The sequence below is a fragment of the Williamsia herbipolensis genome (assembly GCF_036153515.1).
GTDB classification, from domain to species: domain Bacteria; phylum Actinomycetota; class Actinomycetes; order Mycobacteriales; family Mycobacteriaceae; genus Williamsia_A; species Williamsia_A herbipolensis.
On record NZ_CP108021.1, the window covers coordinates 4,606,815 to 4,625,124 of the forward strand.

The following is an 18,310-nucleotide window of genomic DNA, read 5'->3' on the forward strand; positions in this document are numbered from 1 at the left end:
CGTCAGCGGGCGGTCGCGGGAATCCTCGGGCCGACCGCGGCCAACCGTTCGGTGACCACGGCGATCAAGTCGTCGACGAGACCCTTCACGACAGTCGCGGCGGTACCGGTGTCGGGGTAGCGGGTACGCAGGTGCACGCCGTTCTCGTCGCGCCAGAACCACGCCTGGAGGGTGTCGGCACGGCCGTCGCTGGAGACGTGGTGGACGTTGTGGTGCTCGAGGCGGTCGAACCGCCGATAGTCCATGTAGGACACCATGAAGACGTCGTGTCGAGGCTTGACCATCCGGCTCCCGAACGTGCCGTAGACCGTCGTGAGGTCGACCTCGGCGAGAGGCAGTGCGGCCGAGAGTGCCGCGGTCGCCGACGCCATGGCGGTGTCGATGTCGCCGGTGGCGTCGAGGACCATGGGCGCGTTCGCCACGAACCACCCGACCGACCGCGACCACAGATCGCTGCGCCGGGTGTGCACGGGGAGCACCAGCGGCAGTCGGTCCGGTCCGCCCAGGTCGCGGGTGGCCACGGCCAGCGCCGCGAGCAGCGCGGGGTAGAAGCGGATGGACCGCGACGCGCACAACGCCGAGAACCGATGGGCCTGTTCGGCGGTCAACACCGTGTCCACATGGATACGGGCCGGCGCGAACTGTCCCGGCGCCACCCCGAGGTCGATGGGGAACTCCGGCACCGTCCACCCGGTGGAGGCGAGGAACTGGCCCCACTTCTCCACGAGCGTGCCGTCACCCGTGCTCTGCCGCGCCAGTTCGGCGGCGGCGGCCTGATGATCGAGGAAGCTCCCCGCCGAACGCGGGGCCTCGCCCTCGTAGGCCGACAGCACGTCCTCGGCGATGACCGCGAGGGAGTGCGCGTCGACGTAGCAGTGGTCGAAACCGCAGATGACCGTCGTCGTGGTGTGCCCCTGCACCGCGGCCAGCACATGTGACCCGGGCGTCAGCGCGGTGCACCCGTCGATGATCGCCGCGCTCAGAGCCGCGCGGTTGTCGCCGGCGGCGGAGTGATCGACGCTCACGACGTCGGAGACCTCGAGGCTGCCTGCGGGGTGCAGGAAGCGACGGATGGCGTCGGGTTCGGTGGGATGGAGTGCGAAGTGGGCGCGCAACACCTCGTGGTGGTTGACCACCGTGGCGAACGCCGACCGCAGACGCGCGAGATCGAGTGTCGCCGAATCGATGTCGAAGGTGATGGCGAGCCACCCCAGTCCGCCGTCGCGCACCGCGTCGAGGTGGAAGCGTTCGTTCTCCGAGGGGCCGGTCGGGTGCGGGACCGGTGCCGACCGCGTCGACACGGTCCAGCGGTGCAACGCGCCGCCGGCGATGTCGAGGTTGTCGAACGTGGTGAGTTTCACCGATCACCCGCCGCGGCACTGACGGGGACGCCTGCGGCGTCGCCCGCGGGGGCCGCGCCCGCCGCGTACTCCACGAGGAACGCGATGGCGCGGTCGTGGAAGGCCTCGACCGACGCGATCGACGTGGGGTTGTCGGGGATGTGGGTCAACAGGTGGATCCCCTCGTCGTTGCGATTGACCCAGAGATTCGCGTTGCGGGTGCGTCCCGACCCCGGCATCACCCCGGCGGCGGCGATCTCGGGGGAGTCGGCATCGGCGAGCCGACGGAAATCGAGATAGGACACCATCTGTGGACTCGTCGCGTCGGGCGCGAAATCGCCGGTCGCGGCGAGCAGTCCGAGGACGGCGTGGGCGGGAACCGGGACCAGATCGCGGTTGGCGCGCAAGGCGTTCGACGCGGCGACGACGAGGACGTCGGCGTCTGGTTCGGCCCCGTCGACGGCGACCGGCGCGAAGTTGCAGAGCCAGCCCTGCGTCCCCGGGAACTGCGGATCGCGGGTGGACAGGACCGTGGAGGTGAAGAAGTCCGCCTCGCCGGTCACCTCGTATTCGCCTCGGGCCAGGGCCGCGAACATCGACCCGGCCAGCGAGCCGCCGGCGGCGCGGGCGCGACGTTCACACGCCTCGGTCTGTTCGGCGGTGAGCATCGCCCGGATCACCTCGGTCGACGGTGCCGGGTCCGGACCGGTGAGGCCCAGGTCGAGCTTGCACCGCGGGACGGTGCGGCCGTGGTCGCGGAGCACCGTGCGCCACACGTCGACCGCGGGATCGTCGGGCGTCACCTGCGACGCCCGTCGGTACTCGTCGACGATGTCGGTGAGGTGGCTGCCCGCCGGGGGGAGGTCGGGGGCGACACCCTGCTGGTGCGCGCGGTAGCGCGTGAAGATCTCCGACAGCGCCTGGATCGAGGCCGATCCGTCGGTGTGCGAGTGGTCGGAGATGGTGTAGAACGCGAACGACGATCCGGCGTCGACCGCACCGAAGATCACGCCGGGCACCCGGTCGTAGGTGGCCTCGGCGTCGATGCGGATCAGGAGGCGTTCGGTCAGCGCTGCGTGGGTCTCGCCTCCGTCGGCGGGGGTCGCCACCATCGTGATGTCCTCCGGCGCGGCGACGTGGCGGATCATGTCGCCGTCGTCGGTCACGTCGAAGAAGCTGCGCACCTCGTCGTGGGCGCGGACGTAATCGGTGATCGCGGCGGCCATCGCCTCGGCGTCGAGCGGTTCGTCGATGCGGGTCGTGGTGCCGACGGTCGCGCGGTGGGGGAGGCCGGTGGCCCGTTTGGCCTTCGCGGCCGCGAGATGGTCACGCTGCAGGAACGACGGCCCGACGGCGTCGATGCGGGCGTTCGAACGCGCCGTCGCCTCGTCGGCGACGAGCCACTCGACGTGCCGGCCCGGGGCCGGTGCCCACCCGTGCAGGGTGCCTGCCTTCACGACGTGCTGCCTCGTGACTGCACGTCGACCGACGACAGGGAGGGCGTGTCGTAGGTGGTGTCGGAGTTCTCGACGACCTCGAGCAGCACGTCGGTGAACGTCCGCAGGAAACGGTGCACGTCGTTCGCGCCCGGGTGGCCGCTCGGGAAACGGGTCGAGAGGTTGGTACCGGTCGCGAACCGGTTGATCCAGAAATAGACCTCGTCGGACTGTGCGCACGCGCTGCGCAGGACACGCGCGTCGATGGCCTCCCACTGATCGGCGCCCTCGGCCGCGCGCAGATCGATGTAGGACACGACCAGTTGCGGCGGGGTCTGATGGCCGACGAGATCGGCGATCGGGTGGAACGGCACGGTGCCGAGGTCCTTGTACTCGCGGGCGCACTCGGCGACCGGACCGATCGCCTCGGAGAAGGTGCTCGCCGGACCGGGCTTGAGGTGGACCGGGATGAGGCCGACGAACCATCCGGCCGCCTCGCCCCACTGGAGCTCGGTGCGGGTGTGCACGGGGCTGATGAAGCGCAGTTCACCCGAACCCGACAAGCGATGGGTGGTGATCGACAGGGCGGTGTAGATGCCGGCCTGCATGTTGGCGCCCAGTGCCTTGCAGGTGGCGTGGAAACGCTGGGTCTGCTCGGCGTCGAGCAGCCACGTCGACAGGCTGCCCTGGAAGGTCGAGGGGACGCTGCCGACATGGGGGATGGGGTCGGCGTGTCCGGTCGCGGGCTCCGGCTCCGGCAGAGGACGGGGGAAGGCCGGCATCGGGTCGGGCTGCGACGGTGTGTGTGACCGCAGGAAGTCGGCCCACCGGGTGACCTCGACGGTCTCGGCGTCGAGGCGCGCGCCGCTGGCGCGTTCGGCGTGGCTGAAGTCGAGGTAGCTGCCGAACGTCGCCAACGCGTCGTCGTGACCCAGCAGAGCGGACTCGTAGAGCTTGGTGAGCTCCTTGATCGCGAACACCTGGGTGTAGGCGTCCATCACGGTGTGATCGGCGCCGAAGATGACGAGGAACGAGTCGGAGGTGTCGTCGGGTTCGACGGTGAGCACCCGGCAGTGCGGCCACTGCAGCGGGGTGATCGTGGTGTTGAACAGCTCGTTGATCCGCTCGTAGACCGCGCTGCTGCTCGAGCTGTGGTCGTCGCGGGCGACGGAGATCGACACCGACTCGGCGGCGATGATCCGTCGTCCGAACTCGTCCTCGACGCCGGTCTCGGCGGACACGGGCTGCGGCACGACGGTCGAGCGGAACGCCTCGTGGCGCGCGAACCAACGGATGAGGGTGGTGCGCAGGGCGTCGGCGTCGAGACGGTGGGCGATGCGGAAGGCGGTGCCGATCCACTGGCTGTACCAGTCGTCACCCACCTCGAGCGCCCGACGGGCGTGCTCGAGATGTGCGTACGAGAGGCGTCGCTCGTCGTCGGTCCAGTCACTGTCGACCGCCGAGGGGGTCCACTCGGTCACGGTCCCCGCGGGGAGCGGGTAATCGGCGAGTTCGGTGTATTCCATCGGAGATCTCCTCACTGTCCATGCTCGTGTCGATCTGGGCACATCGTCGATCTCGAACACGAAACGGTCGTGTCGACACGCTTCGCCCGGCGGTCGGACCCCCGGCACACTACCGAGAGACTAACGCGAACATCGTCGATATTTAATGGTCGGATCCCACGCCGTCGTGGGATTCACAGACGCTTCCGGACATATCCCCCGCTCCGATGCGGGGAATATGTCCGGCGTGCGACAGGACGTAACAGGAAAGTCGCCTTCCGTTATCCCGTAACGCCCAAGCCGCGCGAAAGAATGGGCCAACTGCGCTTCATCTGCACCTGCCAATACGGCCAGGAATGCGTGCCGTGGGCCTCGAAATCGAACGTCGCCGGGATGCGCCGTGCGGCGAGGGTGTCGGCGAGCCGGTGGGTGCAGAAGTTGGCTCCGGCCTCGATGCCGCCGCCGATGATGTAGCGATCGGTCGGGTTGTCGTTGCCGGGGTACTTCGGGTCGTCGAACGGACCGGGGAGTCCGCTGCCCGACGACACGTAGACGGTGCTGCCACGCAGGCCCTCGGCCCGCAACAGGACGTCGTGGGCGGCCCATGCCGGGTTGTTCGGCGGGCCCCACATGTTGTTCGCGTCGCCGCCGAAGGCCGCGACGACACCGCGCGGGATGCCCTGTGAGAGAAGGTCTGCGGTGGAGTAGCAGCCGCTGTAGGAGCCGACGGAACGGAAGAACCCGGGATTACGGGCGGCGAGCATCAGTGCCGAGCCCGCACCCATCGACAGGCCCGCGATCCCGCGAATCCCGTTGCCGTTGAAGCGCGCATCGATCAGCGGGGGCATCTCCTTGGTGAGGAATGTCTCCCACCGGTACCGCCCGAGCTTGGGATCGTCACGCTGCCAGTCGGTGTAGAAGCTCCCGTTTCCGGCGAGGGGGAACGCGACGGTGACGTTCTTGTCCCGGAAGAAGTCCTTCGCGTCGGTCTTGCGGAACCACATGCTGTTGTTCGGGTCCTCTTCGCCGAGGCCGCTCAGCATCGTCAGCACCGGGCGCGGTCCGCGTTCGACGGCGGGAACCAGCACCTGCACCTTGATCGTCTTCGCCATCGACGCCGAGTAGATGTATGCGGCGAACTGATTGGGTCCCTCCGATTCCACCTTCTCGAGAGAGGAGACACCGGGGGCTGCCGACGCGACTGCACTCAATGATGTACCGAAGAACAACGAGACGAGTGCGACGCTGAGAAATGTCACAAACCTTCGCGAACGACGCGGCAAGCCGGTGTCCGTAGACGAAGATGTGCGCGCCGCGCGAGAGCTTTCAGAAGGCATGGATTTCCTTTACGTGAGTCAGGCCACAGTGTCTCATAGGCGAGCGAAACGATCGACACGAGTATGGAATTCGCCGACAGACGTCACAGTGCGGACTCCATCGTCTCGACTGCGGCATTCGCTGCCGTCTCGGGGTCGATCATCGCACCGGCGAACACCGAGCACCTATTCGCGACATCGTCGTCGAGAATTGCCGACAGCGCCGACGCCAGAACGGCCGGATCGGTCAATCGCCCGACCGGGCAGGTCGCGCCGAGTCGGGAATCAACGATCGCTCGACCCCACATCGGCTGATCTGCGCTGAAGGCCGCGACCAGGGTCGGCAGTCCCGCGCGCAGGCTCGCACCGGTGGTGCCCGCGCCGCCGTGGTGGACCGCGGCCGCGCACCGGGGGAGGACGGAGGCGTGGTCGGCCGAACCGACCACCCGCACGTCCGGGCTCCCATCGATCGATCCCGGCTCGGTCGACCCGGGTTCGGTCAAGGCAGCCAGGTTCGGTCCTGCGCCGACGAGGACCCGCCTCCCGCGGTCTCGCAACGCCTCGACGACGGCGCCGACGGTCGCCGCGGCGTCGGTCAGCGGCATGCTGCCGAACCCGACGTAGACCGGCGCCGGGCCGGCATCGATCCAGGCCGACGTGGCGGCGTCGTCGGCACCGGTGTCCGCACTGTCGGGTGCCGTGGTGAGGAACCCCGTCATCGGACGGTGCGCACCCCACTCGTCGGCCAGCCGGGGGAACAGTCCCGGTTCATAGGCCTGGATCTCCGGGGTCTCGGCGTCGGCGAGACGATCGGCGAGCGGACCGCTCGCCGGCGCCATCCCGAGGCGTTTCCGGAGCGCGGCGTCGGAACTCTTCGCCGACAGGTGCCAGTAGGCCAGTTCGACACCGCGCCACACCGCCACGCTCAGACGGGGGACGGCGGCGAGGTGGGCGAGTGGCCCCAACGGCACCGGCACGCTGCGACTCGGACGGATGGGGCAGTAGTGCAGGGGGACATACCGTGCCCCGCGGTACTCGGCGATGGTCGCCGCGCGCTCCTGACCCATCAACCCGGTCACCACCAGGTCGGCGCCGTCACTGATCTCCAGGAAGCGTTCGTCCATGGCGGTCGCGCCGAACCCGGTCACCTCCCGCAGCGCGCGCGAGCGGGTACGCGGATTGCGCGACTTCAGGTCGCGTTGCACCAGCGGCGAGGCCAGGAGGTCCGCGGTGTCGGGGGCGAACACGGTGGCGTCGACCCCGTGCTCGCCCGCGAAGTCCAGCAGGTTCTCCGGTACGCCGACGGCCACGTCGTGGCCGCGTTCGGTCAGGGCCTTCGCCACGGCCAGGCCCGGCTGCACGTCACCGCGACTCCCGTTGAGCGCGAACGCCACCCGCATCGGGCTCACCAGTCCTCGGGCTCGAGTGACCAGCGCGCGAACTCGGCGTGCACGATGTCGGGGAGGGTGGAGCGGCCGAGGCCGTCGGGATCGAGACCGATGACCGAGAGGGTGGTGATCCCGCAGGCCTCGTTGGTCCACGCGGCCAGCCCGCCGCGCAGCGACCGCAACTTCGCGGCGGTCACGGCCTGGGTCGTGGAGCGGGTGACGACGCCGTTGGCGCGGTCGGGGTCGCCGAGGCCGGCGAACTGGCCGTCGAGGGTCCCGAGGTTCGAGGCCAGCGCCAACGGGGTCGTCGCCCCACCGCTCAGTGCCGCAACGGTGCGGTCGGAGAGAGCCTGCATCGCGGGTTGGAGGCGGACGAAGGTGCTCGGTCGGCCGGTGCCCACCGCATAGACCTCCTTGGCCAGGGTTCGGATGACCCCGAGGTCCTTCTCCAGCGCTGCCGACGCCGGGATGTCGAGGGACAGCCCGGTCGTGGCGTTCGCGCGGTCGTCGTCGGGGGTGCGCAGCGACATCGGGATGGAGATCCGGACCGTGTCGTCGGCCCCCACCCGGCCACTGGCCACGATGATGCCGAGCACGATGGCGACGAACAGGGCGTTGCTAGAGCCGCCGGCCTCGGCGGCCACGGCGCGCCAGGCCTCCGTCGGGACGCTCGTGATGCACAGCGGGGCCAGCGCGCCGTCGTTCTCCGCGGCGGTGGGATCGACATCGACGGTCCGGCTCGTCTTCGCCGTGACGGCCGCCCGGGTCGCGGTCTCATCCGGGTCGCGACGGACGCGGCGGGTCACGAGGTCGGTGGCCAGCGCCGCGAGGTTGGTGGTGATGGCGGCGGCCTGGCCGGTCGCGTCGCGGGCCTGCTCGAACACCGACGGCGAGCGCGCGTCGAAGCGGCCGGCGTCGTCGCCGCTCAACGCATCGAGGATCGCGCGCACGATCAGTGCGCCGTCCCCGGCGGCGTGCGCGACGCACAGGGTGACGATCGCGCCGCCCTGCTCCAGGGGCGCGGATCGGAGCTCCCACACCGGGCCCTCGGTCAGGTCGAACCGGGTCGACGCCGCGGCGTCGATCCACGCGGTGACACCGCCCTCGGGCACCGGGGTGTCGTCGACGACCCGGCCGCCCGATCGCGTGGGTTCGGCGACCCAGTGGTCGCGGACCAACGGCAACGAGCTGCGGCGGAGCAGACGTCCGATGCGACCGACGGCGAGGCGTTGTGCGAGCAGGTCGAGTTCGGCGTCCGACGGCAGGGAGTGCAGTCGCCACACGGCCTGGTTGACCACGGGCACCCCGAGGGCGCGATCCATGCGGATGAACAGGTCGTCGTCGACGGTCGTGCGCAACACCGAGGGCATCGTGGCGTCCACCTCTCTCACGGCTGGGACGTCTGCCGTCCCGTGGGACGGACGAGACGAGTGGGAGCCTAGCGATCAGAGCTTGCGCAGATAAATCCGGACGGTCAACGGCGCGAGAACCGCGATGAGCACGAGCGATCCGATCACCGAGTACGCGAGGTGGGAGTCGACCCGACCCTCGCCCGCGAGCAGGCGCACAGCCGACACCAGCTGCGACACCGGGTTGAGGTCGGCGATGGTGCGCATCCAGGCCGGCATGGTCTGTGTCGGCACGAACGCGTTGGACATGAAGCCCAGGACGGTGAGGATCAGCGCCGAGAAACTCTGCACCGCCGAGATCTTCGACAGCATCACGCCCATGAGGGCGAACACCCAACTCAGCGCGAACGCGGAGAACACGACCAGCAGGACCGACGCCACCACGCCGGGGATGCTGCCCGGGCGGTACCCCATGGCCAGGCCCACGCCGATCGTGATGAACCCGGCGATGAGGTAGCGCAGCAGCGCGGCCACCAGCAGACCCGACAGGGGTGCCAGGCGCGAGATGGGCAGCGACACGAACCTGTCCATCAGGCCCTTGTCCATGTCCTGTCGCAACTGGATCCCGACGACGACGGTGGAGCTCACGGCCACGTTGACCAGCACCCCGGGCACCAGCAGCGGGAGGTAGGACGCGACGCTGCCGGCGACGACGCCGCCGAAGATCGTCCCGAGCAGCACCGTGAGGATGATCGGGACGACGATGACGTCGACGAGCAGCTGCGGGGAGTGCTTGAACTTCAGCAGGCCGCGTCGTGCCAGCGTGAGGGTGTCGAGGACGGCCTTGCCGAACCCGACCCGTTCGGTGACCGTCGCCATCGGGATGGTCGTGAAGCGGTTCTCGAGGTCGTCGACGGCGTCGAGGCGACCGAATGCGTCGGTGGTCATGTGGGCCGCCGTTCCTCGGTGAGGGCCAGGAACACGTCGTCGAGCGACGGCGCGTGCACCCCGAACTCGTCGACGCTGATGCGGCGGTCGGACAACGCGGCGATCACCTGGGCCGCGCGGGCCGAATCGGGCACCGGGACGGTGAGTTCGCCGGTACGACGGTCGATGTCGACGGGGTGGCCGAGCAGACCCTCGATGGTGTTCGCGGCGGTCGAGCCGTGCCCGGGGTCGGAGAGTCGGACCGAGAGGGTGAAGGTGCCGACCTGCTTCTTCAGCGTCTCCGGGGTACCGCGCCCCACCACCCGGCCGTGGTCGATCACGACGAGTTGGTCGGCGAGGGCATCGGCCTCGTCGAGGTACTGCGTGGTCAACACCACCGTGGTGCCCGCCGCGACGACGTCGCGCACGATCTCCCACAGCTGTGTGCGCGTGCGCGGGTCGAGACCGGTGGTCGGTTCGTCGAGGAACAGCAGGGCGGGCCGGCGGATCATGCTGGCGGCCAGATCGAGTCGCCGGCGCATACCGCCGGAGAACTGTGCGATGGGGCGCTTCGCGGAATCGGTGAGCCCGAACTGCTCGACCAACTCCGCCGCGCGGCGACGCGCCTGCGATCCGCGCAGGCCGACGAGGCGGCCGTAGATGTCGAGGTTCTCCAGCGCGGTGAGGTCGTTGTCGACCGAGGCGTACTGCCCGGTGAGCGAGATGACCGACCGGACGGCCGTCGAGTCGGACACCGCATCGCGTCCCAGCACGCTGATGTGACCGGCGTCGGGACGCAGCAGCGTCGCCATCATCCGCACGATCGTGGTCTTACCCGCCCCGTTGGGGCCGAGCAGTCCGCACACTGTTCCGGCGGGGACCGAGAAGTCGACCTCGTCGACGACGCGGCGGCCACCGAACACCTTGGTCAGTCCGACGACATCGACGGCCGGGGGACCGTTGGTGGCGGCATCGGGGCTCGGAAGATGGATCGGATCCCGCAGCGGCGGGCGGACGTACGAGGTCTCGACAGGAGTCGGGTCGGGCTCGGGGTCGCGGCGTGCGTGGCGTCCGACGCGCGCAGTCGTCCCCGGCGGGCTCTCCCCGTCCGTCCACGGTGACCCGTGTGGAATCGACATGGTGCAGACCTCCCCCGACGTCGTTCCCATGACGTCATCGCCCGTCAGGGTACTGGGAGGCCGCCCGACCGACGCGGTGGAGCGGTCCGGAACCCGGCGATCGTGACCGGTGTCATCCCGTCGACCACAGATCGGCGACCGCGACCCCGACCTCGCCGAGAAGCCGGCGCACGAGCGGCAGGCCGATCCCGATGACCGACGACGGGTCACCGTCGATGCCGTCGATCAGCCATCCGCCCAGACCGTCGAGGGTGAACCCGCCCGCGACCTCGAGCGGTTCGGCCGAGGCGACGTAGGCGTCGATGGTGGCGTCGTCGGCGTCGGAGAAACGCACGACCGTCGACGAGGACTCCCGGGCGCGGGCGGTCACCGAGCCGGCGGAGACCCGCAGCACGCAGTGCCCGGTCATCAACTCGGCGGATCGTCCGCGCACCGAACGCCAGTGCGCGCGGGCGACGTCGGCGGTGTGGGGTTTGCCGCTCAGACGACCGTCGAGGAGCAGCATCGAGTCGCAGCCGATCACCACCGCGTCGGGCGGGACGTCGGTGGAGTCGACCAGCATGCGTGCCACCGCGTCGGCCTTCGCCTCCGCGAGACGCGTGACCACCGTCGACGGGGCGGTGTCGGGACCCAGTTCGGCGACGACGGCGTCCTCGTCGACATGGGACACCATCACCCGCGGATCGAGACCCGCGGCGCGCAACACCCGCAACCGGGCGGGCGACGCCGACCCGAGGACGACGACCGGTGGCTGCGGACTCAGTAGCCGAAGGTGAGGTTGGGGAAGGCGTTCGGTGCGAGCGGCCACGCGGGACGCAGGCGATCGGTCGGCGTGCCCCACAGGTCCCGCGCCGGCGGCGGTCCGCTGTCGTCGCTCCCGCCGGCACCGGCCAGCACGGCGACGAGCACCGCGACGTCGGTGTCGGTCGGGTTGCCGCCGACGATGCGCAACAGCGGACGAGCCGGTGTCGCGGCGTCGGAGGCCGTCGCGTCGGTGTCAGGGGTGTCGTTCACGGCGTCATCTCCGTTCGCTGCGCTCACAGTGACATCGGTTTCGTTCGCTGCGCTCACAGTCACATCAGGCTCGTTCGCTGCGCTCACAGTGACATCGGTTTCGTTCGCTGCGCTCACAGGGGGATGTTCCCGTGCTTCTTCGGCGGCATCGAGACCATCTTGCGCTCGAGGAGCTTGAGGGCGGTCGCGATCTGGCCACGGGTGTGCGACGGCGGGATGACCGCGTCGACGTAGCCGCGCTCGGCGGCGACATACGGGTTCACCAGCGTGTCCTCGTACTCCTGCTGCAGCTGCAGACGCAACGCGTCGACGTCCTCGCCGTTGGCCGCGGCCTCCTTGAGGCGGCCGCGGTAGACGAACCCGACAGCGCCCGAGGCGCCCATGACCGCGATCTGGGCCGTCGGCCAGGCCAGGTTCACGTCGGCACCCATGTGCTTGGAGCCCATGACGTCGTACGCGCCGCCGTAGGCCTTGCGGGTGATGACGGTGATCTTGCCGACGGTCGCCTCGCCATACGCGTAGAGCAGCTTCGCGCCGCGGCGGATGATCCCGTTGTATTCCTGCTCGGTGCCCGGCAGGAAGCCGGGGACGTCGACGAGGGTGATGATCGGGATGTTGAAGCAGTCGCAGGTGCGCACGAACCGGGCCGCCTTCTCCGAGGCGTTGATGTCGAGGCAGCCGGCGAACTGGGTCGGCTGGTTGGCGACGATCCCGACGCTGCGGCCGTCGACCCGACCGAACCCGACGATCACGTTCGCGGCGTACCCCGCCTGCACCTCGAGGAACTCGTCGTCGTCGAGGATCCGGCGGATCACCTCGTGCATGTCGTAGGGCTGGTTCGGCGAGTCGGGGATGAGGGTGTCGAGCTCGATGTCCTCGTCGGTGAGCGTGTCCTCGATCGACCCGGCCGCGGGTTGGTCGACGGGCAGACGCGGAGCCCCGCCGCGGTTGTTGCTCGGCAGGTACCCGAGCAGTTCGCGGACGTAGTCGAGGGCGTCCTCCTCGTCGGAGGCGACGTAGTGCGCCGTACCCGACTTCGACATGTGGGTCTGCGCGCCGCCGAGATCCTCCATCGTGACGTCCTCGCCGGTGACGGTCTTGATGACGTCGGGGCCGGTGATGAACATCTGGCTGGTCTTGTCGACCATGACGACGAAGTCGGTGAGCGCCGGGGAGTAGACGTGGCCACCGGCGGCGGCACCGAGGATCAGCGAGATCTGGGGGATGACACCCGACGCGCGGACGTTGCGGTGGAAGATCTCGCCGTAGAGGCCGAGGGACACCACGCCTTCCTGGATGCGGGCGCCGGCGCCGTCGTTGATGCCGATCAGCGGTCGGCCGGTCTTCACCGCGAGATCCATCACCTTGACGATCTTCTCGCCGTAGACCTCACCGAGGCTGCCGCCGAACACCGTCGAGTCCTGGCTGAAGACACACACCTCGCGGCCGTCGATGGTGCCGTACCCGGTCACCACGCCGTCGCCGAGCGGGCGGCGTGAGGCGAGCCCGAAGTTGGTGCTCCGGTGCCGGGCCAACGCGTCGAGTTCGACGAACGATCCCTCGTCGAGGAGGTGGGTGATGCGCTCGCGGGCGGTGAGCTTGCCCTTCTCGTGGACCTTCTCGATCGCGGCCGGCCCCACCGGTTCGGCGGCCTCGGCGAGGCGTCCGCGCAGGTCGGCGAGCTTTCCCGCGGTGGTGTGGATGTCGGGTGCGCTGTCGGCGTCGCGCGAGGCAGTCGTCATGGCAACGATGCTAACGAGCGCACGCTCGGTCGTGCGGACCGACCCAACCTGAGTGTGTCTCATGTTTGGTCGGCGACGCCCCCGTGGACCCGCCGGGCCTAGGGTGATCGCATGTCTGCGGCGCCTCCCGAACCCGTCCCGTTCGAGCCGGTGCGGCCCGACGCCGTCGAAGCGGCCGCCGGGCCCTCGTGGGGTCCGATCGAGGTGGTGGACCGCACCGGGTCGACGAACGCCGACCTGGTGGCCCGCTGTGCCGAGCAGGACTGTGTCGGTGCGGTGCTGATCGCCGAGGAGCAGGTCGACGGGCGGGGCAGGCAGGGGCGTCGGTGGGAGTCGGTCCCGGGTACCCACCTGGCGATGTCGATGGTCGTCGACGCCCACGGCCCGGCCGCGGCCGGCGCGCTGGGATGGATCCCGCTGCTCACCGGTGTGGCGGTGGTCTCCGCGATCGCCGAGATCACCGGCGTCTCGTCACAGGTGAAATGGCCCAACGACGTACTTGTCGAGGGTTTGAAGGTGTCGGGGATCCTCGCCGAACTCGCGCACGGCCCGCAGGCCCCGGAGGTGCGACGGTCGGTGGTGGTCGGTGTCGGCGTCAACACGGGACTGTCGGCCGACGCGTTGCCCGTACCGACGGCGACGTCGCTGAACCTCGTCACCGGCACATCGGTGGACCGTTCACGGTTGGCCGGGGCGATCCTGGCCTCGATGGCGCGGGAACTGTCCCGATGGCCCCACGACCTCGGCGCGCTCGCCGAGGACTATCGCGCGGTGTGCGGGACGCTCGGGACGCGCGTGCGGGTCGACCTGCCGCAGTCGAGGACCCTGGTCGGGACGGCGTCCGACGTCGACGAGACCGGACGGATCGTCATCACACCGGAGTCCGGCGGGCCCGCGATCGCGGTCAACGCCGGCGACGTGACCCATCTGCGACCGCAGGGCTGATCAGCGGTAGCTCTCCACGCTCTTCGAACCCATCGCGGAGATGAGGAACAGGATGGGCAGTCCGATCACGAGGTGCATGATCGCGGTGCCGATGCCGGTGGTCCACTCCTGCGACAGCAGCAGGGGCAGCAGGACCGCGGCGGCGATCAGCAGGCCCACGATCCAGCTGAAGAACTGATCGGGCGACGGCGTGGTCAGCTGCAGCACGTACCAGAGCGCACCGGCGAGCAGCGCGCAGAGCGCCCCGACGACGGCGAACCAGTACTCGTCCTGCGACACCGGGTTCCAGACCCCGAACTTGCCGGTCTCGGTGATGCGCTGGCTGATGACCCGGATGATCCACGCGATCAACCACGCCGCGAGGGCGGTGACGACCGCGGTCGCCAGCACGCCGCCGATGAACAGTCCGGTGTTGATCTGCGGTCCGCGCCGCGGCGGTCGAGGCGCGCGGGCCCGCTTCGCCTGCGCCGGGTAGGGATCGGCGTAGCGGTCGCGCGCGTAGGGATCGTTGCCGTACGAGTCGGCCGCGTACGAGTCGGCCGCGTAGGCGGAGGTGTTGCCGTAGGAGTCCCCGCGGTACGCATCGGCCCGGTACGGGTCGTGGTCGGCCTGGCCGTACGCGCGCGTGCGCGGGTCGTCGGGCTCGTTCGGGTACTGGGGTCGTGGGCTCATCGGGCGCCTCCCGCTCGGGTGTGTTCCCGCCGCCGGGACCGGCGTTCGGTTCGGAGCGATCGTCGCCCGAGTGTAGCGAGTCGGCACCCGCCGACACCGCGACACGGGGCCCGCGATGTCCGATCTACGGCTAGCCTCATCATCGCCGCACCCGCGCGGACACCTGGCGAAAGGCGCACCGATGGGGTACCCGGAGAACATCCTCGCCGACGGCGAGCACGTCGTCCTGCACCGTCATCCGCACTGGAAGTGCCTGATCGTGCCCACGCTGATCTTCCTGGTGGTCACCGCGCTCGCGGGCGTCGCCGCGGGCTACACCTCGAGTGATCTCTCCGGATCGACACGGTCGGTGCTGTGGATCGTGATCGCGGTCGTGTGGGCGGTGGTGGTCGTCTGGTTCTTCCTGCGACCCCTGATCTCCTGGCGCACCACGCACTTCGTCCTGACCGACCGGCGTGTCACCTTCCGCAACGGGATCCTCACGCGGTCGGGCATCGACATCCCGTTGCAGCGGATCAACTCCGTCGAGTTCCGACACGGCGTGATCGATCGGATGCTGCGCACCGGGACCCTGATCATCGAGTCGGCGTCGGAGGATCCGTTGTCGTTCGACGACATCCCGCAGGTCGAGAAGGTCCATTCGCTGCTCTACCACGAGGTGTTCGACCCCGAGTCCGGCACGCGGCCCGGGGACGGGTTCGACGGCGGTCGACGGCGCTGATCCGTACCGTGTTCTCGTGACCGACGTATTGCTGGCCGAAGACGACGAGGCCATCGCCGGGCCCCTGGCCCGTGCACTCACCCGCGAGGGGTACGGGTGCGAGATCGTGACGACCGGACCCGACGCGCTCGAACGGGCCCGCGACAACCGGTTCGAGCTGCTCGTCCTCGATCTCGGGCTGCCCGAGATGGACGGCCTCGAGGTGTGCCGTCGTGTGCGCGCCGCGCGGCCGCAACTCGCCGTCCTCATGCTCACCGCCCGCACCGACGAGGTCGACTTCGTGGTGGGACTCGACGCCGGTGCCGACGACTACGTCGGCAAACCGTTCCGACTCGCCGAGCTGCTGGCCCGGGTGCGCGCGCTGCTGCGCCGCAAGCAGGGCGTCGACCTGGTGCTCGAGGCCGGCGACATCCAACTCGACGCCCGCGGTCGTCGGGTGTTGGTGGGCGGCAAGGACGCGACGCTGGCCAACCGCGAGTTCGACCTGCTGCGCTTCCTGATGGAACGGGGCGGCGAGGTGGTCAGCCGCGAGGAGATCCTCACCGAGGTGTGGGGATCGGCGGATCTGCGATCGTCGAAGACCCTGGACATGCACGTGTCGTGGCTGCGGCGGAAGATCGGGGACGATCAGGCCGGTCGCACCAAGCGGATCGTCACCGTGCGCGGTGTCGGCTTCCGGTTCGATCCCGACTAAATCCCCATCACCGACCGAGAAGAGGCGCGCGGTGCGCAGACGGATCCTGCTGTCGATGATCGCCATGGTGATGGGCATCGGGTTCCTGCTCGGGCTGCCGCTGATGTTCACCGCGTGGTGGTGGGTCGACGACCTCGCCCATCAGGATCTCGACCAGCGGCTCAAGCGGGTGTCGGGTGAGCTGATCGACCAGGAATCCGACGGCGGGCCGAACGCCGTGGCCCTCGACACCGCCCCGTTCCGTCTCCTGCTCCCCGCGGGCGGTCGTCTGGAACTGGAGTACCCGGCGGCGCCCGGCGAGAGTGACCGCACCGCGATCGGCGACACCCTCGACGGCGCGACGGTGAGCGAGTCGGTGAGCCTCGGCGACGCCGGCGCGATCACCATGGAGATCCCGTTGTCGCAGGTGCGCGGCAATCAGTGGACCGCGGTGGGCGTGGTCGCCCTGGTCCTCACCGCGTCGGTCGCGGCCGGCACCGTCGTCGCGGCGGTGACCGCGAAACGCCTCGCCGACCCCCTCGAGGAACTCGCCGAACGTGCCTCGAGCATGGCGCAGGGCGACTTCCACTCCGCGTGGAAATCGCACGGCATCGTCGAACTCGACCGGGTGTCGAGCGCGCTCGAGGTCGCCAACCGCGAGATCGCGCTGCGCCTCGAACGCGAGGGCGAGATCGTCGGCGAGGTGTCCCATCAGCTACGGAGCCGTCTCACCGCGATCCAGCTGCGGCTCGACGAGCTCTCCCTGCATCCCGACCCCGATGTCGTCGACGAGGCCGAGGCGGCACACGAGCAGGTCGAGCGACTCAACCGCGAACTCGACGAGCTGATCGCGGTGTCCCGCGACTCCGCCGTGCTGCCGACGGGGCCGATCGACGTCCACGGCACCGTCGATCCGTTGGTCCGGGACTTCACCGAGTCGTTCCACCAGGCCGGGCGTGAGCTGGAGGTGACCTACTCGGGCGAGAGCACCGCCTGGGCGACCCCGAGCCGGCTGCGCGAGGCGGTCTCGGTGCTCATCGACAACTCCCTGCGCCACGGCGGCGGGGTGTGTCGGGTGGAGGTCGCCGAACTGGTGGGGGCGGGCATGTTGCGGGTCGCGGTGGGTGACGAGGGGTCCGGCGTCCCCGACGACCGCGTGCAGCTGATCTTCCGCCGCGGGTACTCCGCGGCCGGCTCCAGCGGCGTCGGACTGTCGCTGGCGCGTGCGTTGGTCGAGGCCGACGGCGGGCGACTCGAGCTGACGACCCGTCGTCCGGCGACGTTCAGCATCGTGGTACCGACCGGCGAGGGCGGGCCGCTCACCGGTCCGCGTGATCGGGTGGCGGTGGCCGTCCGCGAGCCACGCTGAGGCGTCGTTGCCGTCAGCGACGTCCGAGGGCGTCGGGATCGGCGTCGCCGATCGTGACCTGACCGCGACGGCCGAGCGCGTCGGGGTCGGCGTCGCCGATCGTGACCTGACCGAGACGGCCGAGCGCGTCGGGGTCGGCGTCGCCGATGGTGACCTGACCGGTGGCGAGGGCCTCGACCTCGGCGTCCTCGTTGCCCTGTGTCTCGGGGAACGCGAACTTCCGCAGCGCCCAGAACCGGAACACCATCTGCAGGACGTTGCCGATGACGTATCCGAGGATGAAGTCGATGACCACGAGCGCGGCGACGCTCGCGTGGTTGCGGACGTCGAACAGGTTGTTGGCGATGAACAGGGGCGCGGCCTGCAGGACCACACCCATACCGCTGATCACGAAGAACAGCAGCGCCTCGTGGTGGGTCTCGCGGCCGCCGCGGTTCTTGAACGCCCACTCACGGTTGAGGACGTAGCTCAACAGGGTCGCGAGCGTGCCCGAGATGACCTTCGCGATCACGGGCTTCTGCTCGAGGATCGTGAGGCTCAACGAGTAGAAGATGGCCATGTCGAAGACCATCGTGGTGCCACCGACCATCGCGAACTTGATCAGTTCGTGGTGGCGGAGCGCCAGTCGCCGGATCGGCGCCGGGGTACGGGCGATGAGCCCGTCGATAGTCGACACAAGTCACGAGTCTACGAAACGATCGGCGAAACATTGTCATCGTGGCGGTGAACTGCGGGGTCGGTGGGTGACCCACCCCGACGGCGGTGCGTCGTCGC

The 18,310-nt window shown here is 69.7% G+C and carries 17 protein-coding genes; 4 read left to right on the top strand and 13 right to left on the bottom strand.

Going from position 1 to position 18,310, the window contains the following annotated elements:
• Positions 1 to 2: 2 nt before the first annotated feature.
• The 11 genes from OG579_RS21470 to OG579_RS21520 all read right to left on the bottom strand — a co-directional run bounded on the left by OG579_RS21470 (position 3) and on the right by OG579_RS21520 (position 13,156).
• Positions 3 to 1,361, bottom strand: a complete 1,359-nt coding sequence (locus OG579_RS21470; RefSeq protein ID WP_328857598.1) for a condensation domain-containing protein — start codon at positions 1,359 to 1,361, stop codon at positions 3 to 5.
• Positions 1,358 to 2,797 carry a condensation domain-containing protein gene (locus tag OG579_RS21475; RefSeq protein ID WP_328857599.1) on the bottom strand — a complete coding sequence of 480 codons (1,440 nt, stop codon included), beginning with the start codon at positions 2,795 to 2,797 and terminating at the stop codon, positions 1,358 to 1,360. The genes OG579_RS21470 and OG579_RS21475 overlap by 4 nt, the downstream gene beginning before the upstream one ends.
• On the bottom strand, positions 2,794 to 4,302 hold the full coding sequence (locus OG579_RS21480) for a condensation domain-containing protein (protein WP_328857600.1): 1,509 nt from the start codon (positions 4,300 to 4,302) through the stop codon (positions 2,794 to 2,796). The genes OG579_RS21475 and OG579_RS21480 overlap by 4 nt, the downstream gene beginning before the upstream one ends.
• A 260-nt stretch (positions 4,303 to 4,562) precedes the next feature.
• Positions 4,563 to 5,540: an alpha/beta hydrolase gene (locus tag OG579_RS21485; RefSeq protein ID WP_238981201.1), complete on the bottom strand. Its 978-nt coding sequence runs from the start codon at positions 5,538 to 5,540 to the stop codon at positions 4,563 to 4,565.
• A 161-nt stretch (positions 5,541 to 5,701) separates the two neighbouring features.
• Positions 5,702 to 6,997, bottom strand: a complete 1,296-nt coding sequence (locus OG579_RS21490; RefSeq protein ID WP_328859318.1) for a glycosyltransferase — start codon at positions 6,995 to 6,997, stop codon at positions 5,702 to 5,704.
• Between the two features lie 5 nt (positions 6,998 to 7,002).
• Positions 7,003 to 8,376 carry a hypothetical protein gene (locus OG579_RS21495; protein ID WP_328857601.1) on the bottom strand — a complete coding sequence of 458 codons (1,374 nt, stop codon included), beginning with the start codon at positions 8,374 to 8,376 and terminating at the stop codon, positions 7,003 to 7,005.
• Positions 8,377 to 8,430: 54 nt separating this feature from the next.
• On the bottom strand, positions 8,431 to 9,282 hold the full coding sequence (locus OG579_RS21500; RefSeq protein ID WP_328857602.1) for an ABC transporter permease: 852 nt from the start codon (positions 9,280 to 9,282) through the stop codon (positions 8,431 to 8,433).
• Positions 9,279 to 10,400: an ATP-binding cassette domain-containing protein gene (locus OG579_RS21505; protein WP_328857603.1), complete on the bottom strand. Its 1,122-nt coding sequence runs from the start codon at positions 10,398 to 10,400 to the stop codon at positions 9,279 to 9,281. Before OG579_RS21505 ends, OG579_RS21500 begins: the two co-directional genes overlap by 4 nt.
• A gap of 112 nt (positions 10,401 to 10,512) precedes the next feature.
• Positions 10,513 to 11,163, bottom strand: a complete 651-nt coding sequence (locus OG579_RS21510; RefSeq protein WP_328859319.1) for a Maf family protein — start codon at positions 11,161 to 11,163, stop codon at positions 10,513 to 10,515.
• Positions 11,160 to 11,414 carry an acyl-CoA carboxylase subunit epsilon gene (locus OG579_RS21515; RefSeq protein WP_328857604.1) on the bottom strand — a complete coding sequence of 85 codons (255 nt, stop codon included), beginning with the start codon at positions 11,412 to 11,414 and terminating at the stop codon, positions 11,160 to 11,162. The genes OG579_RS21510 and OG579_RS21515 overlap by 4 nt, the downstream gene beginning before the upstream one ends.
• A 113-nt stretch (positions 11,415 to 11,527) precedes the next feature.
• Positions 11,528 to 13,156: an acyl-CoA carboxylase subunit beta gene (locus OG579_RS21520; RefSeq protein WP_328857605.1), complete on the bottom strand. Its 1,629-nt coding sequence runs from the start codon at positions 13,154 to 13,156 to the stop codon at positions 11,528 to 11,530.
• Between the two features lie 111 nt (positions 13,157 to 13,267).
• Here OG579_RS21520 and OG579_RS21525 point away from each other — a divergent pair, with 111 nt between their 5' ends.
• Entirely contained in the window at positions 13,268 to 14,101 is an 834-nt protein-coding gene (locus OG579_RS21525) for a biotin--[acetyl-CoA-carboxylase] ligase (RefSeq protein ID WP_328857606.1), read from the top strand.
• On the opposite strand, the gene OG579_RS21530 is transcribed toward OG579_RS21525, so the two are convergent.
• Positions 14,102 to 14,773 (bottom strand): DUF6069 family protein, encoded by a 672-nt coding sequence (locus tag OG579_RS21530; RefSeq protein ID WP_328857607.1) that lies wholly within the window; start codon positions 14,771 to 14,773, stop codon positions 14,102 to 14,104.
• Between the two features lie 181 nt (positions 14,774 to 14,954).
• Between OG579_RS21530 and OG579_RS21535 the strand changes: the two genes are divergently transcribed.
• From OG579_RS21535 to OG579_RS21545, 3 genes are read left to right on the top strand one after another with little or no spacing between them, the layout of a single operon-like run.
• On the top strand, positions 14,955 to 15,494 hold the full coding sequence (locus OG579_RS21535; RefSeq protein ID WP_328857608.1) for a PH domain-containing protein: 540 nt from the start codon (positions 14,955 to 14,957) through the stop codon (positions 15,492 to 15,494).
• 16 nt (positions 15,495 to 15,510) lie between these two features.
• Complete coding sequence (locus OG579_RS21540; RefSeq protein WP_055791205.1) at positions 15,511 to 16,188, top strand: response regulator transcription factor; 678 nt, start codon at positions 15,511 to 15,513, stop codon at positions 16,186 to 16,188.
• Positions 16,189 to 16,219: 31 nt separating this feature from the next.
• The gene (locus OG579_RS21545; protein ID WP_045822154.1) at positions 16,220 to 17,536 is read left to right on the top strand and encodes a sensor histidine kinase; all 1,317 of its coding nucleotides are present in this window, start codon (positions 16,220 to 16,222) and stop codon (positions 17,534 to 17,536) included.
• A 13-nt stretch (positions 17,537 to 17,549) separates the two neighbouring features.
• Here the strand turns inward: OG579_RS21545 and OG579_RS21550 are convergent, their stop codons facing one another.
• Positions 17,550 to 18,212, bottom strand: a complete 663-nt coding sequence (locus tag OG579_RS21550; RefSeq protein WP_328857609.1) for a GtrA family protein — start codon at positions 18,210 to 18,212, stop codon at positions 17,550 to 17,552.
• Positions 18,213 to 18,310: the final 98 nt, after the last annotated feature.